14 protein-coding genes are annotated in these 16929 nt (G+C 73.0%); 4 read left to right on the forward strand and 10 right to left on the reverse strand.

Annotated features, from left to right (window positions below):
* Positions 1-136 precede the first annotated feature (136 nt).
* Both CP981_RS18560 and CP981_RS18565 read left to right on the forward strand, forming a co-directional pair.
* Positions 137-1852: a serine/threonine-protein kinase gene (locus tag CP981_RS18560; RefSeq protein ID WP_085925570.1), complete on the forward strand. Its 1716-nt coding sequence runs from the start codon at positions 137-139 to the stop codon at positions 1850-1852.
* A gap of 316 nt (positions 1853-2168) precedes the next feature.
* Positions 2169-3980 (forward strand): serine/threonine-protein kinase, encoded by a 1812-nt coding sequence (locus tag CP981_RS18565; protein WP_143658910.1) that lies wholly within the window; start codon positions 2169-2171, stop codon positions 3978-3980.
* A 54-nt stretch (positions 3981-4034) separates the two neighbouring features.
* On the opposite strand, the gene CP981_RS18570 is transcribed toward CP981_RS18565, so the two are convergent.
* Positions 4035-5321, reverse strand: coding sequence for an adenylosuccinate synthase (locus tag CP981_RS18570; RefSeq protein WP_085925568.1), 1287 nt, complete (start codon positions 5319-5321; stop codon positions 4035-4037).
* Between the two features lie 236 nt (positions 5322-5557).
* On the opposite strand from CP981_RS18570, the gene CP981_RS18575 reads away from it, so the two are divergent.
* A complete protein-coding gene (locus tag CP981_RS18575; RefSeq protein WP_085925591.1) occupies positions 5558-6505 on the forward strand; it encodes a diacylglycerol kinase catalytic domain-containing protein in 948 nt (315 codons plus the stop codon).
* A 15-nt stretch (positions 6506-6520) separates the two neighbouring features.
* On the opposite strand, the gene CP981_RS18580 is transcribed toward CP981_RS18575, so the two are convergent.
* Positions 6521-7078: a GbsR/MarR family transcriptional regulator gene (locus CP981_RS18580; protein WP_085925567.1), complete on the reverse strand. Its 558-nt coding sequence runs from the start codon at positions 7076-7078 to the stop codon at positions 6521-6523.
* Between the two features lie 468 nt (positions 7079-7546).
* Between CP981_RS18580 and CP981_RS18585 the strand changes: the two genes are divergently transcribed.
* Positions 7547-8008, forward strand: coding sequence for a BP74-related protein (locus CP981_RS18585; RefSeq protein ID WP_085925566.1), 462 nt, complete (start codon positions 7547-7549; stop codon positions 8006-8008).
* A 71-nt stretch (positions 8009-8079) separates the two neighbouring features.
* On the opposite strand, the gene CP981_RS18590 is transcribed toward CP981_RS18585, so the two are convergent.
* From CP981_RS18590 to fbaA, 8 genes are all read right to left on the reverse strand, one after another.
* A complete protein-coding gene (locus tag CP981_RS18590) occupies positions 8080-8736 on the reverse strand; it encodes a response regulator (RefSeq protein ID WP_085925565.1) in 657 nt (218 codons plus the stop codon).
* Positions 8733-10088 carry a sensor histidine kinase gene (locus CP981_RS18595; RefSeq protein ID WP_167536112.1) on the reverse strand — a complete coding sequence of 452 codons (1356 nt, stop codon included), beginning with the start codon at positions 10086-10088 and terminating at the stop codon, positions 8733-8735. The genes CP981_RS18590 and CP981_RS18595 overlap by 4 nt, the downstream gene beginning before the upstream one ends.
* Before the next feature lie 75 nt (positions 10089-10163).
* On the reverse strand, positions 10164-10955 hold the full coding sequence (locus CP981_RS18600; protein WP_085925564.1) for an alpha/beta hydrolase family protein: 792 nt from the start codon (positions 10953-10955) through the stop codon (positions 10164-10166).
* On the reverse strand, positions 10952-12286 hold the full coding sequence (gene kynU / locus CP981_RS18605; RefSeq protein WP_208852949.1) for a kynureninase: 1335 nt from the start codon (positions 12284-12286) through the stop codon (positions 10952-10954). The genes CP981_RS18600 and kynU overlap by 4 nt, the downstream gene beginning before the upstream one ends.
* A complete protein-coding gene (locus CP981_RS18610; RefSeq protein ID WP_085925563.1) occupies positions 12279-13187 on the reverse strand; it encodes a tryptophan 2,3-dioxygenase family protein in 909 nt (302 codons plus the stop codon). Before CP981_RS18610 ends, kynU begins: the two co-directional genes overlap by 8 nt.
* 221 nt (positions 13188-13408) lie before the next feature.
* Entirely contained in the window at positions 13409-13822 is a 414-nt protein-coding gene (locus CP981_RS18615; RefSeq protein ID WP_085925562.1) for a DUF3151 domain-containing protein, read from the reverse strand.
* A gap of 283 nt (positions 13823-14105) precedes the next feature.
* Positions 14106-15626, reverse strand: a complete 1521-nt coding sequence (locus CP981_RS18620; protein WP_085925561.1) for an MFS transporter — start codon at positions 15624-15626, stop codon at positions 14106-14108.
* Between the two features lie 124 nt (positions 15627-15750).
* Positions 15751-16773 carry a class II fructose-bisphosphate aldolase gene (gene fbaA / locus CP981_RS18625; RefSeq protein ID WP_085925560.1) on the reverse strand — a complete coding sequence of 341 codons (1023 nt, stop codon included), beginning with the start codon at positions 16771-16773 and terminating at the stop codon, positions 15751-15753.
* Positions 16774-16929: the final 156 nt, after the last annotated feature.

Below are 16929 nucleotides of genomic sequence, written 5' to 3' on the forward strand. Positions count from 1 at the left end.
GCCGACGGCCTATGGGGGCGCGGCGGCTGCTCGGTATCCTCCACCGCGGGGGAGCGGGCTGTGGACAGCACCGGGTGCCAAGGCGCCGGCGTCCACGCGCCCGTGGGGCGGCTGCGGGGGAAAGGGCGACGGGACGATGGAACGGCTGATACGGACGGGGAAGCAGGGAGGGGCCGGGCGGCCCGGAGGGCTGCGGCCGCTGAGGGCGCAGGATCCGGGGCGGATCGGGGACTACCGGCTGCTGGGGCGGCTCGGTGAGGGCGGTATGGGCCGGGTGTTCCTGGCCCGTTCGGACCGTGGCCGTACGGTCGCGGTCAAGCTGGTGCGTGCGGAACTGGCCGGCCAGGAGGAGTTCCGGACCCGCTTCCGGCAGGAGGTACGGGCCGCGCAGCAGGTCGGCGGGGAGTGGACGGCGCCCGTCCTGGACGCGGACACCGAGGCCGAGACCCCCTGGGTCGCCACGGGGTACATCGCGGGCCCCTCGCTCCAGCAGGTCATCGGCGCCCGCGGCATTCCGCTGCCCGAGCGGAGTGTGCGGATCCTGGCCGCCGGGCTGGCCCGTGCGCTGGGCGCGATCCATGAGGCCGGGATCATCCACCGCGACCTCAAACCGTCCAATGTGCTGCTCACCATCGACGGGCCGCGGGTCATCGACTTCGGGATCGCGCGGGCCCTGGAGGCGGTCACCGGCAGCGGGGTGACGCGTACCGGCGCGTCGGTCGGCTCGCCGGGCTTCATGTCGCCGGAGCAGGTGCGCGGTGCGCCGCTGACCCCGGCCTGCGATGTCTTCTGCCTCGGGTCCGTGCTGGCCTACGCGGCCACCGGGCGGCAGCCGTTCGGCACGGCCGACAGCATCGCGGCCGCCATGATGTACCGCATCGCCCAGGAGGAGCCGGACCTCTCCGCGGTCCCCGAGGGGCTGCGCGCGCTGATCTCCGCATGCCTGGCCAAGGATCCGGAACAGCGGCCCACGCCCGCGCAGTTGGTGGAGAGGGCGGAGAGCGGCGCCGGGGACGGGCCGGGCGCGGACGGCGAACCATGGCTGCCGGGGGCGCTGATCGCCCGGCTGGGACGGCATGCCGTCGAGCTGCTGGAGGCGGAGGACCCGCAGGACTTCCCGGCGGCGGGCGGTGACCGGGCCGGCGCCACGGCCGCGGCGCCGTCGCCCGCCTCCGAGGCCCTCGGGGTGCATGCGCTGCCCACCGCCGTCTCGCGTACCGGCGCGGCGGACCGCACCCCGCCGCCGCCCGGTCCCGTCACGCCGGGGCCGGCTTCGTACGCGCCGCAGGGCTCCCACGAGCAGCACGGCCACGCGGTGGCGGCCCCGGCGGCCGCCCCCGCCGCGGCGCCGCGCCGCCGCCGGGGTGCCCGGGCCGCCCTGGTCACCGCGGTCGCGCTGGCGCTGGCCGGGGCCGGCGCGGTCACCGCGTACGCCGTGCTCAACAACGGCGGTGACGGCGTACGGACGGAGGACGGGGACCGCGGGGCCGCGTCGCAGTCCGCCGTGCACGGGGGCCTCCCCGCGGACTACCTGGGCACCTGGGAGACGACGGTCGGCGGCTCCGCCCTCAATGGCAGGCGCCTCACGCTCACCCAGGGCACGACCGGCGACACCGTGCTGACCATGACGGCGACCGGGCCCTCCTTCCGCTGCACCTTCGCGGCCACCCTGACCAGCGCCGGTCCCCCGGTCCGCCTCGGCCCGTCCACGGTGGTCTCCGGAGCGGACGGCTGCAGCCCCGGCGAGCCGAGCACCCTGGAGATGGTGGGTGGAAAGCTGCGCCGCGTCTCCGACGACGGGAAGGCGCTGACGTACCACAGGACCGGAATGACGCCCACGAAGACGGGGTGAGGCCGACCGGCGAAACGGGGTGGGGCGCCCTGGCGAGGCGACGGCCGTCCGGGCGGACAACGGCCGTGACGTCAGGGGGTGTTGGGCAGAGCGACGACCGCCGGGGACGAGCTGACGCGGCGTCCGGCCGCCCGCCGAAACCGGCAGTTCAGCCGTCCTCCCTGGTCACCCGCCCGTCGTTCCCCCGTCACCCCTCGATCGTTCTCCCGTCGTAACGCGCTGTGGGCCGTGGCGCGATCCCGGTCCGCCTAGGCTCAGAGGAAAGCCGCTGCCGGAGCGCGTCTCCGGCACGGAACGAAAAGGGGAGGGTGCCCGGATGGACGGCCTGCGCGGGCTGACCGCCGACGATCCGCCGTGGATCGGGGACTACCGGCTGCTCAGCCGTCTCGGCAGTGGCGGGATGGGGCGGGTCTACCTCGCCCGTTCCGAGGGCGGCAGGACCGTCGCCGTGAAGCTGGTGAAGGCCGAACTCGCCGCGGAGGAGGAGTTCCGGGACCGCTTCCGCGCCGAGGTCGCGGCCGCGCGGCGGGTCGGCGGGCGCTGGACCGCGCCGGTGCTGGACGCCGACACCGAGGCCGATGTCCCCTGGGTCGCCACCGGTTACATCGCGGGCCCCACCCTGAGCCAGGTCGTCGGGTCGTACGTCCGCCAGGGCGACTACGGCCCGCTGCCGGAGGATTCGCTGCGGCGGCTGGCCTATGGGCTGGCCTGCGCACTGCGCGACATCCATGGCGTCGGGCTGGTGCACCGCGACCTCAAGCCGTCCAACGTGCTGCTCACCATCGACGGGCCGCGGGTCATCGACTTCGGGATCGCGCGGGCCCTGGACGCGGTCGGGGAGCAGACCCAGACGCGGGCCGGCACGGTGGTCGGCTCGCCCAGCTTCATGTCGCCCGAGCAGGTCCAGGGGCACCGCGTCGGCCCGGCCAGCGATGTGTTCTGTGTGGGGTCGGTGCTGGCGTACGCGGCCACCGGGCGGCAGCCGTTCGGCAATCCCGCTTCGGGCGTGCATGCGGTGATGTTCAAGATCGCGCGGGAGGAGCCCGACCTGGCCGCGGCACCCGACGGGATCCGCGGGCTGATCCTGGACTGCCTGGCCAAGGACCCGGCGGCGCGGCCCACCCCGGAGCAGCTCGCCGAGCGCCTCGGGCCGGCGCCCGGCGGCCGGTCGGCGGCTCCCTGGCTGCCGGCCGAGCTGATCGCGCGCCTGGGGCAGCACGCCGTCCTCCTCCTGGACACCGACACCCCGCCCGGAGGCCACCCGCCGACGATGGTGACCACCAAGGTCACGCCCACCCCGGCGGTGCCCCCGCCGCCCACCGCGACCGAGCGGCGCCGCCGCCGTCGATGGCTTCCGGTCATCGCCACCGCCGTGTTCGCGGCCGCCACGGCCGCCGCCGCGGTGCCGCTGCTGAGCGAGGGCGCGGGCGCCGAGGACAGCGCGTCCGACATCCCGGCCGGCTACATCGGCACCTGGTCGGGGCCGGTGCTGCGGGACGGGGAACCCACCGGGCAGCAGCGGCGGTTCGTGATCACCCACGGCAAGGTCGGCGAGGTGGTCGCGAACAGCACCAGCCTCGGCGCGACCTACGAATGCCGCAGCGACGCCAAGCTGGTGTCCGTCACCCGGCAGGACGGGCACCCCGCGCTGCGGCTGGACACCACGGTCGTCCGGTCCGTGCCGGCCGGCCGCTGCGCCGCGCTGGGCGAACACACCCTGGAGGAGGGCGCCGCCGGCACCCTGACCTGGGCCGCGGCCGGGCGCACCGCGACCCTGCACCGCGTCGCGCCGGCCGCCGGCACCGTCCCGGAGGGCTTCCTCGGCACCTGGCGGCGGCCGAACGACGACGGCTACGGCACCCAGCAGCTGACCGTCAAACAGGCCCCGGCGGGCAGCACGGTCCTCACCGCCGTCGTCATGGGCCGTGGCGGCCGCTGCACGGCGCACGCCGCCCTCTACGCGGCCGAGGGCGGCAAGCTGACCGTCGGCCCGTCGGTCGTCGACCGGGCCGCGCCCGGCTGCGCACCGAGCAGCACGTCCGTGCTCAGCCTGGGCCCCGACGGCACGCTGCACCGCGAGTTCCTGGGCGACGACAGACAGCCGCGCGGCTACTCCAGGGTGAAGTAACCGCGCGGCTGCTGCGGTGTTCCGGGGGACCGCGGAGGTCCCCCGGAGGTGTCCCTACGACAGGAACGAGTTGATCTCGATCGTCTCGTCGCGGCCGGGGCCGACGCCGATCGCGGAGATCGGGGCGCCGGACATCTCCTCCAGCGCCTTGACGTACGCCTGGGCGTTCTTGGGGAGGTCCGCGAAGGTCTTGGCCTTGGTGATGTCCTCGGACCAGCCCGGCAGCATCTCGTAGACCGGCTTGGCGTGGTGGAAGTCGCTCTGCGAGTACGGCAGCTCCTCGACGCGCTTGCCGTCGATCTCGTACGCGACACAGACCGGGATCTGCTCCCAGCCGGTGAGCACGTCGAGCTTGGTGAGGAAGAAGTCCGTCAGACCGTTGACGCGGGTGGCGTAGCGGGCGATGACCGCGTCGAACCAGCCGCAGCGGCGGTCCCGGCCGGTGGTGACGCCGCGCTCGCCGCCGATGCGGCGCAGTGCCTCGCCGTCCTCGTCGAAGAGCTCGGTCGGGAACGGACCGGCGCCGACGCGCGTCGTGTAGGCCTTGAGGATGCCGATGACGCGGCTGATCTTCGTGGGACCGACGCCCGCACCCGTGCAGGCGCCGCCCGCGGTCGGGTTCGAGGACGTGACGAAGGGGTACGTGCCGTGGTCGATGTCCAGCAGCGTGCCCTGGCCGCCCTCGAAGAGCACGACCTTGTCGTCGTCGAGCGCCTTGTTGAGGATCAGGGTGGTGTCGGCGACATAGCCCTTGATCTGGTCGGCGTAGCCCAGCAGCTCCTCGACGACCTGGCCGGCCTCGATGGCGCGACGGTTGTAGAGCTTGGTCAGCAGCTGGTTCTTGACCTCGAGGGCCGCCTCGACCTTCTGGATGAGGATCGACTCGTCGTAGAGGTCCTGGACGCGGATGCCGACGCGGTTGATCTTGTCGGCGTAGGTCGGGCCGATGCCGCGGCCGGTGGTGCCGATCTTCCGCTTGCCGAGGAACCGTTCCGTCACCTTGTCGACGGTGATGTTGTACGGCGTGATCAGATGCGCGTTACCGCTGAGCAGCAGCTTGGACGTGTCGACGCCGCGCTCGTTGAGTCCGCTCAGCTCGGAGAGCAGGACCGCCGGGTCCACGACGACGCCGTTGCCGATGACCGGGGTGCACCCCGGCGAGAGGATTCCGGAAGGGAGAAGGTGCAGTGCGTACTTCTGGTCGCCGACGACGACCGTGTGGCCGGCGTTGTTGCCGCCCTGGTAGCGCACCACATAGTCCACGGATCCACCGAGCAGGTCGGTGGCCTTTCCCTTGCCCTCATCACCCCACTGAGCACCGAGCAGCACAAGTGCGGGCACAGGCGTACACCCCTTCCGGGCGGGGCATGTCCAACGTGCGTGGATGGCGTCGGCGTGCCTGTTCACGCGTACGTCATCACTAGAGCCGTCGGACCGGTGCCCCGGAATAGACGAAGCCCCTGGCGCAATAGCGCAAGGGGCTCTTGCACCGAGATGCTACCTGAGGAAGGACCGAGGTGTCGGCGCAGCCTTCTGGGCACTCTCCTGTGGACTCCGTTCGGGGGTACCCCCTGCTCGTGGTCATCGACCCGGTCGCCCGCAGTACGGACGGCGAGTCCGTGCGGATCGCGAAGGATGTCCTGTGTGCGGGCGCGGGCGCGAAAATCTGCCTGCCGGAGGGGCCGGAGGAATTCGGGCGGATGCTCGCCCGGCGGGGCCACCGGCGGCCGGTGGTGATCGGTGACGACCGGACGCTGCTGCGGGTGGTGGGCCTGCTGCACAAGGAACGCGAGCTGGCCGCGGTACCGCTGTCGATGGTCCCGGTGGGTGCGCCGGCCGCGGTCGCGCTGAGCCGCGCGCTGGGCGTCCCCACGGACACGGTGGCCGCCGCGCGGGCCGTCCTGGACGGCGGGGAGCGGCCGATGGATCTGCTCACGGACGACAGCGACGGCATCGTGCTGGGCGGCCTGCGCATCCCCTGCGGGAGCGCGGCGACCCGGCTGGGGCACGGGGCGTATGTGCCGGCCCCGGCGCCGCCGCCGGCTCCCGTGGACCCGGCCGAGGCCCTGGGCGGCCGGGGCGGTCTGGCGGACGGCCTGGACGGACCGCGGCCGTGGTGGAAGCCCGCCGCCAAGACGGCCCGTACGGCGCTGGCGATGCTGGCCGCACCGGCGGCGGGACTGGGCGCCCGGCGGGGCCGGGTGCCGGGGCAGCGGCTGCGGATCGAGGCGGACGGGGTGCTGCTGGCGGATCTGGACCGGCCGGTGCGCGGGGTGTCGGTGGTGCCCGGCGGACGGACCGGGGCGGAGGGGCCGCGGCCGGGGACCGCGGACGGCCGGGAGCTGGCCGAGGTCGTGGTGCACTGGCCGGGCGGCGGGCGGCCGGTGCGGGCCCGTGCGCGGGCGGTGACGGTGTCCGGCGCGGACTTCCACTACCGGGCGGACGCCCTGGTCGGCGGGCCGGTCAGGACCCGTACGTGGACCGTGCAGCCGGCCGCCTGGCGGCTACAGCTGCCGCGGGCCTGAGACCCGGCCGGCGGCTCAGCGGCCCGCGCTTTCGAGGTCGGCCCGCAGCTGGTCGCGGTGCTCGCGCCAGCGCTGGAGCAGCCCGGTCAGCTCCGTCTGGAGGAACTCGAAGAAGATCAGCGTCTCGGCGATCCGGCGGCCGGCCGGGGAGTCCTCACCGAGGCTGTCGACGCCCTCGCGCAGGGTGCCCTCCCAGCGGGTGAGGACGTTGTCCCGGCGGGCCAGCGCCTCGTACCACTGGTCGCTGTGCACGCGGTAGCGGTCGCGGCGGGAGCCGGGCTCGCGTTCCCGGCTGACCATGTCGACCTGGGAGAGGTAGCGGATCGCGCCGGAGACGGCGGCCGGGCTGACCTGGAGGCGCTCGCCGAGTTCGGCCGAGGTCAGCACCCCGGAGTCGGAGGCCAGCAGACAGGCGAAGACCCGCGCGGACATCCGCTGCATCCCGGCGTCGACGAGCTGGGAGGCGAACCGCTCGACGAACTGCGAGACCGCTCCGTCGTCGCGGGTGCTCTCGCCGCTGTCCTGGCGGGCGTCGTCGGTCCGGTGCGCACTCTGCGCTGGCTGCTCACTCATATCCGCATCATCTCCCCTGCTCAGAGCCACCCACCCGCAAGTTTATACGCTTTCTTAACTTCACAAATTTGTGAATCCAGCGTAGCTTCCAAATTATGACCACGGCGATGACATCCGCCCCCGCGATCCGGGTCGACGGTCTCCATCTGGGCGCTCGTCGGCGGCTGTCCGGCCCTCGGCCGGCTCGGCCCCTCGCTCCCCGGCGGCCGGTCGCCCGGCCGCCCCGGAAGACGTGCGCCGTCGGAGCCGTAGCGGACTCCGGCGGCGCACTGCCGGGTGCGGTGGCGCGCCGGCTTCTCGCTGTCCACAGCTTGTGGATACAGCACATGCCGTGACCAACCGCCAGTCACTGTTCGCCATTTCACCTGGCGGTGTGTTAACTCGCAGTAACTCTGGAGCTGTTGGTGATCCAGCCGTTACTTTCCGTGCGCACGGTCGTGACCACGACCCGCGGCACCGGAGGGGTTCATGCGACGCATCACCACCAAGCTCGGCATTCTCGCGGCGGCGGCACTGCTCGCCGTCACGGCGGCCGGACCGGCCCAGGGGAAGCAGACCGGCGACGCCGGGCGCACCGGCGCCGACGGGGCGGCCTACTTCGTGATGACCGATGCCACCCGCGCGGAATTCGTCATCAAGATCACCGACCCGCGCAAGATCCAGCACGCCCGGGATCTGCTGAGCGGCGCGACCAGCTCCGAGCCCCATGTCATCGGCCGGATCGACAAGCGCACCGCCCCGTACAACTGGCGCTGGAGCTTCCATCTCCGCCCGGAGACCATCGACTTCTTCGACTTCGCCATCGAGGTCTGTGACGCCACCACGCCCTATGTCGAGGACCATCTGGACGAGGCCGGCGGCCCGTTCCTGCCCGGGCTGGTCTGGTGCCCCTGGAGCTCGAAGCTGGTGCGGGAGATCCCCCAGCCGTAAGGCGGTGTGCCGGGCCGCCGGCCGGGGTCTCCCCCGCCGGGCGGCCCGCACGCGTCCCGCCCGGGGGCGGTTCAGCCGCCCGGCGTCACCAGCCGCGCCTCGTACGCGAACACCGCGGCCTGGGTGCGGTCGCGCAGCCCCAGCTTCACCAGGATGCGGCTGACATGCGTCTTCACCGTGGACTCGGCGACCACCAGATGCTCGGCGATCTCCCCGTTCGACAGGCCCTGGGCGACCAGCACCAGGACCTCGGTCTCGCGCTCCGTGAGGTCGGCGATCCGCTCCTGGGCCGGGGCGCGGGGGGTGCCGAGGCGGGAGAACTCGGAGATCAGGCGCTTGGTGACGGTCGGGGCGAGCAGCGCCTCGCCGGAGGCGACGATCCGGACGCCCTCGGCGAGCTGGCCGGCCGAGGCGTCCTTGAGCAGGAAGCCGCTGGCCCCGGAACGCAGCGCCTGGTAGACGTATTCGTCCAGGTCGAAGGTGGTCAGCACAAGGACCTTGGCGCTCTCGTCGGCGGCCACGATCTCGCGGGTCGCCTCCAGGCCGTTCATCTCCGGCATCCGGATGTCCATCAGGACGACATCGGGCTTGAGGACCGCGACCTTGCGCACCGCCTCCCGGCCGTCGACCGCTTCCCCGACGACCTCCATGTCCGGCATGGCGTTGAGCAGGACCGAGAAGCCCTCCCGGACCATCACCTGGTCGTCGACGATCAATACCCGGATCATGACCGGTTTCCCCCCGTCTTGGTCTGCCCCGCCGTGTTCGCCACCGGGATGAACGCCGCGACCTCGAAGCCGCCGTCCTCGGTGGGCTCGGCCGTCATCTCGCCGCCCAGCATTTGTACCCGCTCGCGCATTCCCAGCACACCGTGCCCCGCCCCCGGGGACGGCTTGGCCAGCCGGCTCGGCGCACCGTTGACGATCCGCACGCCCAGCCCGCCCAGCACATACGAGATCTCCACCCGGGCCTCGGCGCCCGGCGAGTGCCGCAGCGCGTTGCTCAGCCCCTCCTGCACGATCCGGTACGCGGACAGCTCGACGCCCTGCGGCAGCGGCCTGGGCGAACCGGTGACCACGGCCTCGACGACCAGCCCGGCGCTGCGGACGCTGTCCAGCAGCGAGTCGAGGCTGTTGAGCGTCGGCTGCGGGGCCTCCGGGTCGCTCTCGGCGAAGGCGTCCGGGTCGGCGGAGCGCACCACGCCGAGGATGCGGCGCAGCTCGGCGAGCGCGGCGACGGCGTTCTCCCGGATGGTGGCGAAGGACGTGGCGAGCTCGGGCGGGGTGTCCTTGACGCGGTAGGGCGCCGCCTCGGCCTGGATGGCGATGACGGACATGTGGTGGGCGACGACGTCGTGCAGTTCGCGGGCGATGAGGGCCCGCTCCTCCAGCAGCGTGCGCCGGGTGCGCTCCTCCTGGGTGGCCGACTGCGTCTCGACGACCTGCCGGCGCTCCTCGCGCCAGGCCCGGACCGCGGCGGCGGCTATCAGCACCGCTCCGCAGAAGACCGCCACCGGCGGCACATCGCCCATGTCGGCGCCGACGACCGCGGTGATGATCCCCACCACGCCAAAGGTGACCAGCCACATCTCCACGGCCAGCCGCGGCCGGGTGCGCAGCACCACGAGGACCATCACCGCGAGGAGGGTGGGGAAGCCCGTGACACTGGCAAACGGGGAGAAGACCAGGGCGGTGAACCCCCCTACGACGGCCGCGAACAGCGACAGCCAGTAGGCGCCCACCGGGCGGAAGAGGGTGAGCAGCGGCGCCGCGGCGACCAGCACGGCGACGCCGGCGGCCAGGAGGCCTTGCAGCGATCCGGTTCCGGAGTCGGCCATCCCTGCCAGGAAGACGAGCAGCGAGAAGAAACCGACGGTCAGGTGCGGCAGCCAGCGCGCCCAGCGCCGCAGCCGCTCCGGCAGCCAGGGCACCCAGCGGGAGATCTTGGCGTCCTCCAGCGGCGGCAGCGGGCGGAAGGCAAAGGCGTCGACGAACAGGTCCTGGCGCAGCCGGTGCAGCGCGCCATGGGCTATCCGTGCCTCCGAGCGCAGGGCGTCCTGCGACTGGGTCGTCTCGTTCACGCTGACAACGGTAAGCAACGCCGGGCCCCCGCGGCGTCCTCACCAGTGGGGATCTGCGGGCGTCCGCCTCAAGTACTACGTGGTCGGTGCGGGTGGCCTCAGGCAGCCGACGAGCGTGTGACAGCTGGGGCTGCCGGGGGTCACGGGGGCGTAGTGGCCGACGCCGGGCAGCTCGCGCAGGTCCGTGCCGCCGGGATGCCGCGCGGCGTAGCGGCGGGAGAGCTCCACCGGCACCTCCGGGTCCTCGGTGCCGTGCAGGATCGTCACCGGGATGCCCGGCGGCGGATGGCGCACCGGGTCGGCCGCGGCGAGGCGTTCCGCACGGCCGGGGGCGTCGCCCAGCAGCTCGGCGACCGCGCCGTCGCTCAGCCCCAGCTCATGGGCGCGCGCCAGATCGGCGACCGGTGCGACCACGAGGACGCGGGTCACCGGGGTGCCGGGCCGGGCGGCGGCGAGCAGCGCGAGATGGCCGCCCGCGGAGTGCCCGGCCACGACCACGCCGGGGTCCGCCGCGTCCTTCGCCAGGGCCGCGTGGGCGGCCCCGATGGCCGCCGTGACGTCCTCGAACGTCTGCGGCGCCCCGCCGCCCGCACCGACCCTGCGGTACTCGGCCAGCGCGACCGGCAGCCCCTGCCCGGCCAGCTCGGCGGCGAGCGGCGAGAGATGCCGGCGGTCGTAAGCCGCGCGCCAGAACCCGCCGTGCAGCAGGACGACCAGCGGGCCGCGGGCCGCCACCCGCCCGCCGTCGCCCGCCCGCGGCTCGTAGACATCGACGATCTGGTCCGGATGCGGCCCGTAGGCCACCGTCCGGTCCGGCGCCACCGGGGCGAGCCCCAGCAGCGCCGGTTCCTCGTCCGCCACGCTCACCCGGCGGCCCCGGACTCCACATCCGGCAGCGCGCCCAGCACCTCACCGAGCACCCGGGCCGCCCGCTCCGCGTCCGCGAAGGAGGTGTAGAGCGGGGTGAAGCCGAAGCGCAGCACATCGGGGTGGCGGAAGTCGCCGACCACCCCGCGCCGGATCAGCTCGTCCATCACCTCGCCCGCGAGCGGGGTGCCGCCCTGCCTGTCCACGGCGAGCTGGGGAGAGCACGCCAGCGACACCTGGCTGCCGCGCCACTGATGGTCGGACGGGGTGAGGGAGCGCACCCGGCCCGGCGGCACATAGGCCGCCACACACTCCAGGAAGAAGTCGGTCAGCGCGAGGCTCTTGGTACGCACCTCCTCGATGGCCACCCCGTCCCAGGCCTCCAGCGCCGCCTCCAGGGCGAGCAGCGACAGGATGTCGGGGGTGCCGACCCGGCCGCGCAGAATGCCGGCGGCCGGGTCGTAGGAGGGATCCATGGCGAACGGCTCGGCATGCGAGTTCCAGCCCGGCAGCGGCGATTCGAACCGCTCCTGGAGGCTCTCGCGGATGTAGAGGTACGCGGGCGCGCCCGGGCCGCCGTTGAGGTACTTGTACGTACAGCCGACGGCGAGATCGACATGGTGCGCGTCGAGGCCGACCGGCAGCGCACCGGCACTGTGGCACAGGTCCCAGACGGCGAGCGCGCCCGCGGAGTGCAGCGCGCGGGTGATGCCCGGCAGGTCGTTGAGCCGGCCGGTGCGGTAGTCGACGTGGTTGACCAGCGCCAGCGCGGTCCGCTCGGTGACCTCGTCGGCGATCCGCGCGGGCTCGACCGGGCGCACCGCGAGACCCGTCATCCGGGCCGCGGAGCGGGCGATATAGCCGTCGGTCGGGAACGTGGTGGCATCGACGAGGATCTCCGTGCAGCCCTTGCCGGCCATACGGACGCCGCCGATCACGGCCTTGAAGATGTTGACGCTGGTCGAATCGCCGACCACCACCCGGCCCGGGCCCGCCCCGATCAGCGGGGCGATCTTGTCGCCGATCCGTTCGGGCGCGGTCCACCAGCCGGACTCGTTCCAGGAGCGGATGCGCAGCTGACCCCATTCACGGGTGATGACATCGGCTATGCGGTCGGAGACCCCGCGGGGCAGCACGCCGAGGGAGTTGCCGTCCAGGTAGACGTCCGTGTCGCCGGACGCATGATCGGGCGCGGGGTCCAGGACGAAGCGCTCACGGACCGCGGCGAGCGGATCGGCGGCGTCCAACTCCGCGGCCCGCGCGGCCTGTTCACGGTCACCGGAGAGCTCGGTGCGGCCGGTCGTCTCGGGGAATTCGGGGATCTCAGACATGGCTTCGCGCCGTCCACAGCTCGGGGAAGACGTTCTTGCGGGCCCGCTTCTCCAGCCAGGCCACCCCCGCGGAACCACCGGTACCCATTTTCGCTCCCATCGCCCGCCACGTCGCGATCAGATGGTCGTTGCGCCAGCGCAGGACCAGCTCGCCGACATCGGTCAACACCTCGCCGAGCCGCACCAGCTCGGACTCCTGCGAACCGGCGTAGATCTCGGCCCAGACCGCCTCGACGGCCGGATCCGGTGCGTAACGCAGCGCCGGATCCCGCTCCAGCACGGCCTCGGGGACCGCCCAGCCGCGCCGGGCCAGCATCCGCAGCACCTCGTCCCACAGGCTCGGCTCCTGGAGGGCCTTCGCCAGCTCGGCGTGCTCCCTCGGCGCGCCCCGGTGCGGCACCAGCATGGAAGCGGACTTCTCGCCCAGCAGGAACTCCATCCGCCGGTACATCGCCGACTGGAAACCGGAGCCTTCGCCGAGCGCGCTGCGGTAGGCGTTGAACTGCGCCGGGGTCAGCCGGGCCAGCGGCTTCCAGGCGGCGTTCAGCGCCTCCAGCTCGTATGCGGAGCGGCGCAGCGCCGCCATCGCCACCGGCAGATCGTCCCGGCGCAGCGCCTCGGCGGCGGTGCGCCACTCATGGACGATGACCGTGAACCACAGCTCCATGACCTGGGTGGTCACCAGGAAGACCATCTCGCCGGGGTCGTCGGAGAGCGGGTGCTGTAGATGGGTGAGGACGCCCGCCTGGACATAGTCCTCGTACGGGGTCGTGCGGCTGCTGCCGATGCTCAGATCCGGGGCGAACGGCGGGTCCGAATCGGCTGTGCCGGCCGAAAGGGGACAGCCGGCGGGCGCGGTCGCTCCGCGGTCCGGAGGTTCAATGGGAGACGGCTGCGACATGAGGGACTCCTCAGGTGCGAACTACCGGGTAGCGGTCCGCCCCTTCCTTGTCGGCTCGGGAGCCCCGGTCCCCTCGGGCGCGGGATGGCCCGGCCCATGGAAATCATCGGTGCTGGGCAGCGACCGCGCAAGGGCCGGCCGCGATCGCGGCCGGCCCGTTGACCTGGGCGCTCCCCGGCGGGAGCGCGGACGGACCCGGCTCGGGGCCCGTCGGCGGCCCGTCAGGAGAGGGTGTCGGCCGCCGTCGGCGAGGAGTCCCGCAGGAAGGTCATGCAGCGCTCGTACTCGTCCTGCTCGCCGATCGACTGGGCGGCGCGGGCGAGGGCGTGCAGCGCCCGGAGGAAGCCCCGGTTGGGCTCGTGCTCGAAGGGCACCGGACCGTGGCCCTTCCAGCCGGCCCGGCGCAGCGAGTCCAGGCCGCGGTGGTAGCCGGTGCGGGCGTAGGCGTACGACTCGACGACCCGGCCCCCCTCGAACGCGTCGTCCGCGAGCTGCGCCCAGGCCAGGGACGAGGTCGGGTACTTCGCGGCGACATCGGACGGTGCCGTGCCGGCGGCGAGCAGTTCGCGCGGCTCGGGATCGTCGGGCAGATGGGTCGGGGGCGGGCCCCCGAGGAGGTTTTCGTGAATGGGCATGGGTCCAGTTTGCCAGCGCGCTCCGCCGCGCGGCCCGCCCCACGGTTTTGGCTGTCCCGCCGTGGGGGTTTCTCGCCGTGTCGCTGCGCTTTGCTTGGGCCGACGTTTTCGGCTGTCCCGCCGTTGCGCCTGCGGCGGGCCTTTGTCCGCTGCGCGGGGCTGTTGGGGTGCGGTGACGGGCCTCCGGGGCAGGGTGTCCGGACTGCTTCGCTTTACGTCCGGACACCCTGCCCCTCCGGCCCGTCCCCTCCCGTTGTGGGTGGAGGGTGGGTGGGGGCTGGTGTTATCTCTCGGGTGTTCGTGGTTCCTCGCCTGGGTCCAGTGGGGGTGCTGTTACGCCGCAGTGGTAGGTCGTTTGGGCGTGGCAGGGTTCTTTGGCGCCTGGTTCGGGGCGCAGGGCGTCGGTGCGTACGGTGAGCCAGGCGATCAGGGAGCCGGCCACCAGGACGCCGGCGCACAGCGGCATGGCGCGGAGGAAGGCGGCGGCGAAGGCGTCGGGGGAGCGGTAGGCCTCGGGGCCGAAGCCTGCGAGCAGCGGGAGTGCCGCTACCGCCATCAGGCCCGCGGCCCGTGCGGCCGCGTTGTTGATGCCGCTGGCCAGGCCCGCCCGGTCGACGTCCACCGAGGCCAGGACGGTCGCGGTGAGCGGAGCGACCAGGGTCACCATTCCCGCGCCCAGCACCACCAGTGCGGGCAGCACATCGGTGAAGTAGGACGCGCCGCGGCCCACCCGCATCATCAGCAGCAGGCCCGCGGCGCACAGCAGCGGTCCGACGGTGAGCGGGAGCCGTGGGCCGGTGCGCTGGCCCAGTTCTCCGGAGCGGGCGGAGAGCAGCAGCATCAGCACGGTGGTGGGCAGCAGCGCGGTCCCGGCCTGAAGGGCCGAGTACCCCACCACGACCTGGAGCTGGAGCACGGAGAGGAAGAAGAAGCCGCTGAAGGCGGCGTAGACGCAGACCGTCACCGCGTTGATGGCGGAGAACTGGCGGATACGGAAGATGGCGGGCGGCAGCATCGGATCGGCCCGGCGCCGTTCGACCTGGACGAAGAGCACGCCGAGCAGCACCCCGGCCACCGCGGGAACGAGCACGCCGGGCCCGGCGCCCCCGTTCGGTGCGGCGATCAGTGCGTAGGTCACCCCGGCCAGCGCCAGCGCACCCAGCGCCGCGCCCAGCACATCGAAGCCGCGGCGCCCGCGGGCACCGCGCTCCCGGGTCTCGGGTACGTGCCGCAGCGCCACCGGGACGCACACCGCGGCCAGCGGCACATTCAGGAAGAACACCCAGCGCCAGCCGGCGCCGTCCACCAGCCAGCCGCCGATGAACGGGCCCACCGCCGCGGCCACCCCGCCGAGCCCCGACCAGGCGCCGACCCCGCGGGCCCGGTCCTCGGGACGGAGGACGGCCTGGATCAGGGCCAGTGAACCGGGCGTGAGCAGCGCCCCGCCGACGCCCTGGAGCGCACGGGCCGCGATCAGCACCCCGGCGTGCGGGGCGAGTCCGCACAGCAGCGAGGCGGTGGCGAACCAGACCACGCCGATCACGAACACCCGGCGCCGGCCGAAGCGGTCGCCGAGCGCGCCGCCCAGCAGGATCAGCGAGGAGAGGGTGAGCAGATAGGCGGTGACGGTCCACTGGAGGACCGCCAGATCCGCGTTGAGGTCCTCGCCGATCCGGGGCAGGGCGACATTGACGACCGTGCCGTCGAGCAGCGCCATGCCGGACCCCAGCACGGCCGTCAGCAGCACCCACCGGCCCTGTGCCGAGGCCAGCCGGACCGCGCCGGGCGCACTCGGTTCGCTCATACCGCGAGCATGCCCGTCGCCGCGCCCGCTCGCCCGCCCTGCGGCCGGCCGGGCGCACAAAGGCTCCGCATCCCGGACGGATGCGGAGCCCTGGTGCGCGGCGGCCGGCGGTGCGGCCCGCCGGTTACTTGATCTTGGTGCCGGTGGAGCGCAGGTTGGCGCAGGCCTCGGTGACCCGCTTGGCCATCCCGGCCTCGGCCAGCTTGCCCCAGCTGCGGGGGTCGTAGGTCTTCTTGTTGCCGACCTCGCCGTCGACCTTCAGCACACCGTCGTAGTTACGGAACATGTGGTCCGCGACCGGGCGGGTGAAGGCGTACTGGGTGTCGGTGTCCAGGTTCATCTTGACCACGCCGTTCTCCAGCGCGGTGGCGATCTCCTGCTCGGTGGAGCCGGAGCCGCCGTGGAAGACGAAGTCGAACGGGGCGGTCTTGCCGTACTTGGCGCCCACGCCCTCCTGGAGGTCCTTCAGCAGCTCGGGACGGAGCACGACATTGCCCGGCTTGTAGACGCCGTGGACGTTGCCGAAGGAGGCGGCGAGCAGGTAGCGGCCCTTCTCGCCCAGGCCCAGCGCCTCGGCGGTGCGCAGCGCGTCGTCGACCGTGGTGTAGAGCTCGTCGTTGATCTCGTGGGTGACGCCGTCCTCCTCGCCACCGGTCGGGGTGATCTCGACCTCAAGGATGATCTTGGCGGCGGCGGCCTTGGCCAGCAGCTCCTGGCCGATGGCCAGGTTGTCGGCCAGGTTCTCGGCCGAACCGTCCCACATGTGGGACTGGAACAGCGGGTTCTGGCCCTTGGCGACGCGCTCCGCGGAGATGTCCAGCAGCGGGCGTACGTAGCCGTCCAGCTTGTCCTTGGGGCAGTGGTCGGTGTGCAGCGCGACGGTGATGTCGTACTTGGCGGCGACGACGTGCGCGAACTCGGCGAGCGCCACCGCACCGGTGACCATGTCCTTGTTGTACTGGCCGCCCAGGAACTCCGCACCACCGGTGGAGATCTGGATGATGCCGTCGCTCTCGGCCTCGGCGAAGCCCCGCAGCGCGGCGTGCAGCGTCTGCGTCGACGTGACGTTGATGGCCGGGTAGGCGAACTTGCCTGCCTTCGCCCGGTCGAGCATCTCGTTGTAGACGTCGGGGGTTGCGATGGGCATCTGTCCGCTCCTTGTGTATGCGGGTGTGCGTTCTTGGCCCTGACCAGGGGGCGAGGACTTCGCCGAGCACATCTTCCCAGACAAGGCCCTTCGCTCCACATTGCCTGTCCGGCCGTCCCACTCCCTGGGCAGTCGGTTTCACGTGAAACCGACTGC

It is taken from the genome of Streptomyces platensis, assembly GCF_008704855.1.
GTDB lineage: Bacteria > Actinomycetota > Actinomycetes > Streptomycetales > Streptomycetaceae > Streptomyces > Streptomyces platensis.

Bases quoted from the DNA above. Each gene is read 5' to 3' on its own strand.
- CP981_RS18560 (WP_085925570.1), top strand. From the start codon at position 137: ATGGAACGGCTGATACGGACGGGGAAGCAGGGAGGGGCCGGGCGGCCC.
- CP981_RS18565 (WP_143658910.1), top strand. From the start codon at position 2,169: ATGGACGGCCTGCGCGGGCTGACCGCCGACGATCCGCCGTGGATCGGG.
- CP981_RS18580 (WP_085925567.1), bottom strand. From the start codon at position 7,078: ATGAGTGAGCAGCCAGCGCAGAGTGCGCACCGGACCGACGACGCCCGC.
- CP981_RS18585 (WP_085925566.1), top strand. From the start codon at position 7,547: ATGCGACGCATCACCACCAAGCTCGGCATTCTCGCGGCGGCGGCACTG.
- CP981_RS18590 (WP_085925565.1), bottom strand. From the start codon at position 8,736: ATGATCCGGGTATTGATCGTCGACGACCAGGTGATGGTCCGGGAGGGC.
- kynU (WP_208852949.1), bottom strand. From the start codon at position 12,286: ATGTCTGAGATCCCCGAATTCCCCGAGACGACCGGCCGCACCGAGCTC.
- CP981_RS18610 (WP_085925563.1), bottom strand. From the start codon at position 13,187: ATGTCGCAGCCGTCTCCCATTGAACCTCCGGACCGCGGAGCGACCGCG.
- CP981_RS18615 (WP_085925562.1), bottom strand. From the start codon at position 13,822: ATGCCCATTCACGAAAACCTCCTCGGGGGCCCGCCCCCGACCCATCTG.
- CP981_RS18620 (WP_085925561.1), bottom strand. From the start codon at position 15,626: ATGAGCGAACCGAGTGCGCCCGGCGCGGTCCGGCTGGCCTCGGCACAG.
- fbaA (WP_085925560.1), bottom strand. From the start codon at position 16,773: ATGCCCATCGCAACCCCCGACGTCTACAACGAGATGCTCGACCGGGCG.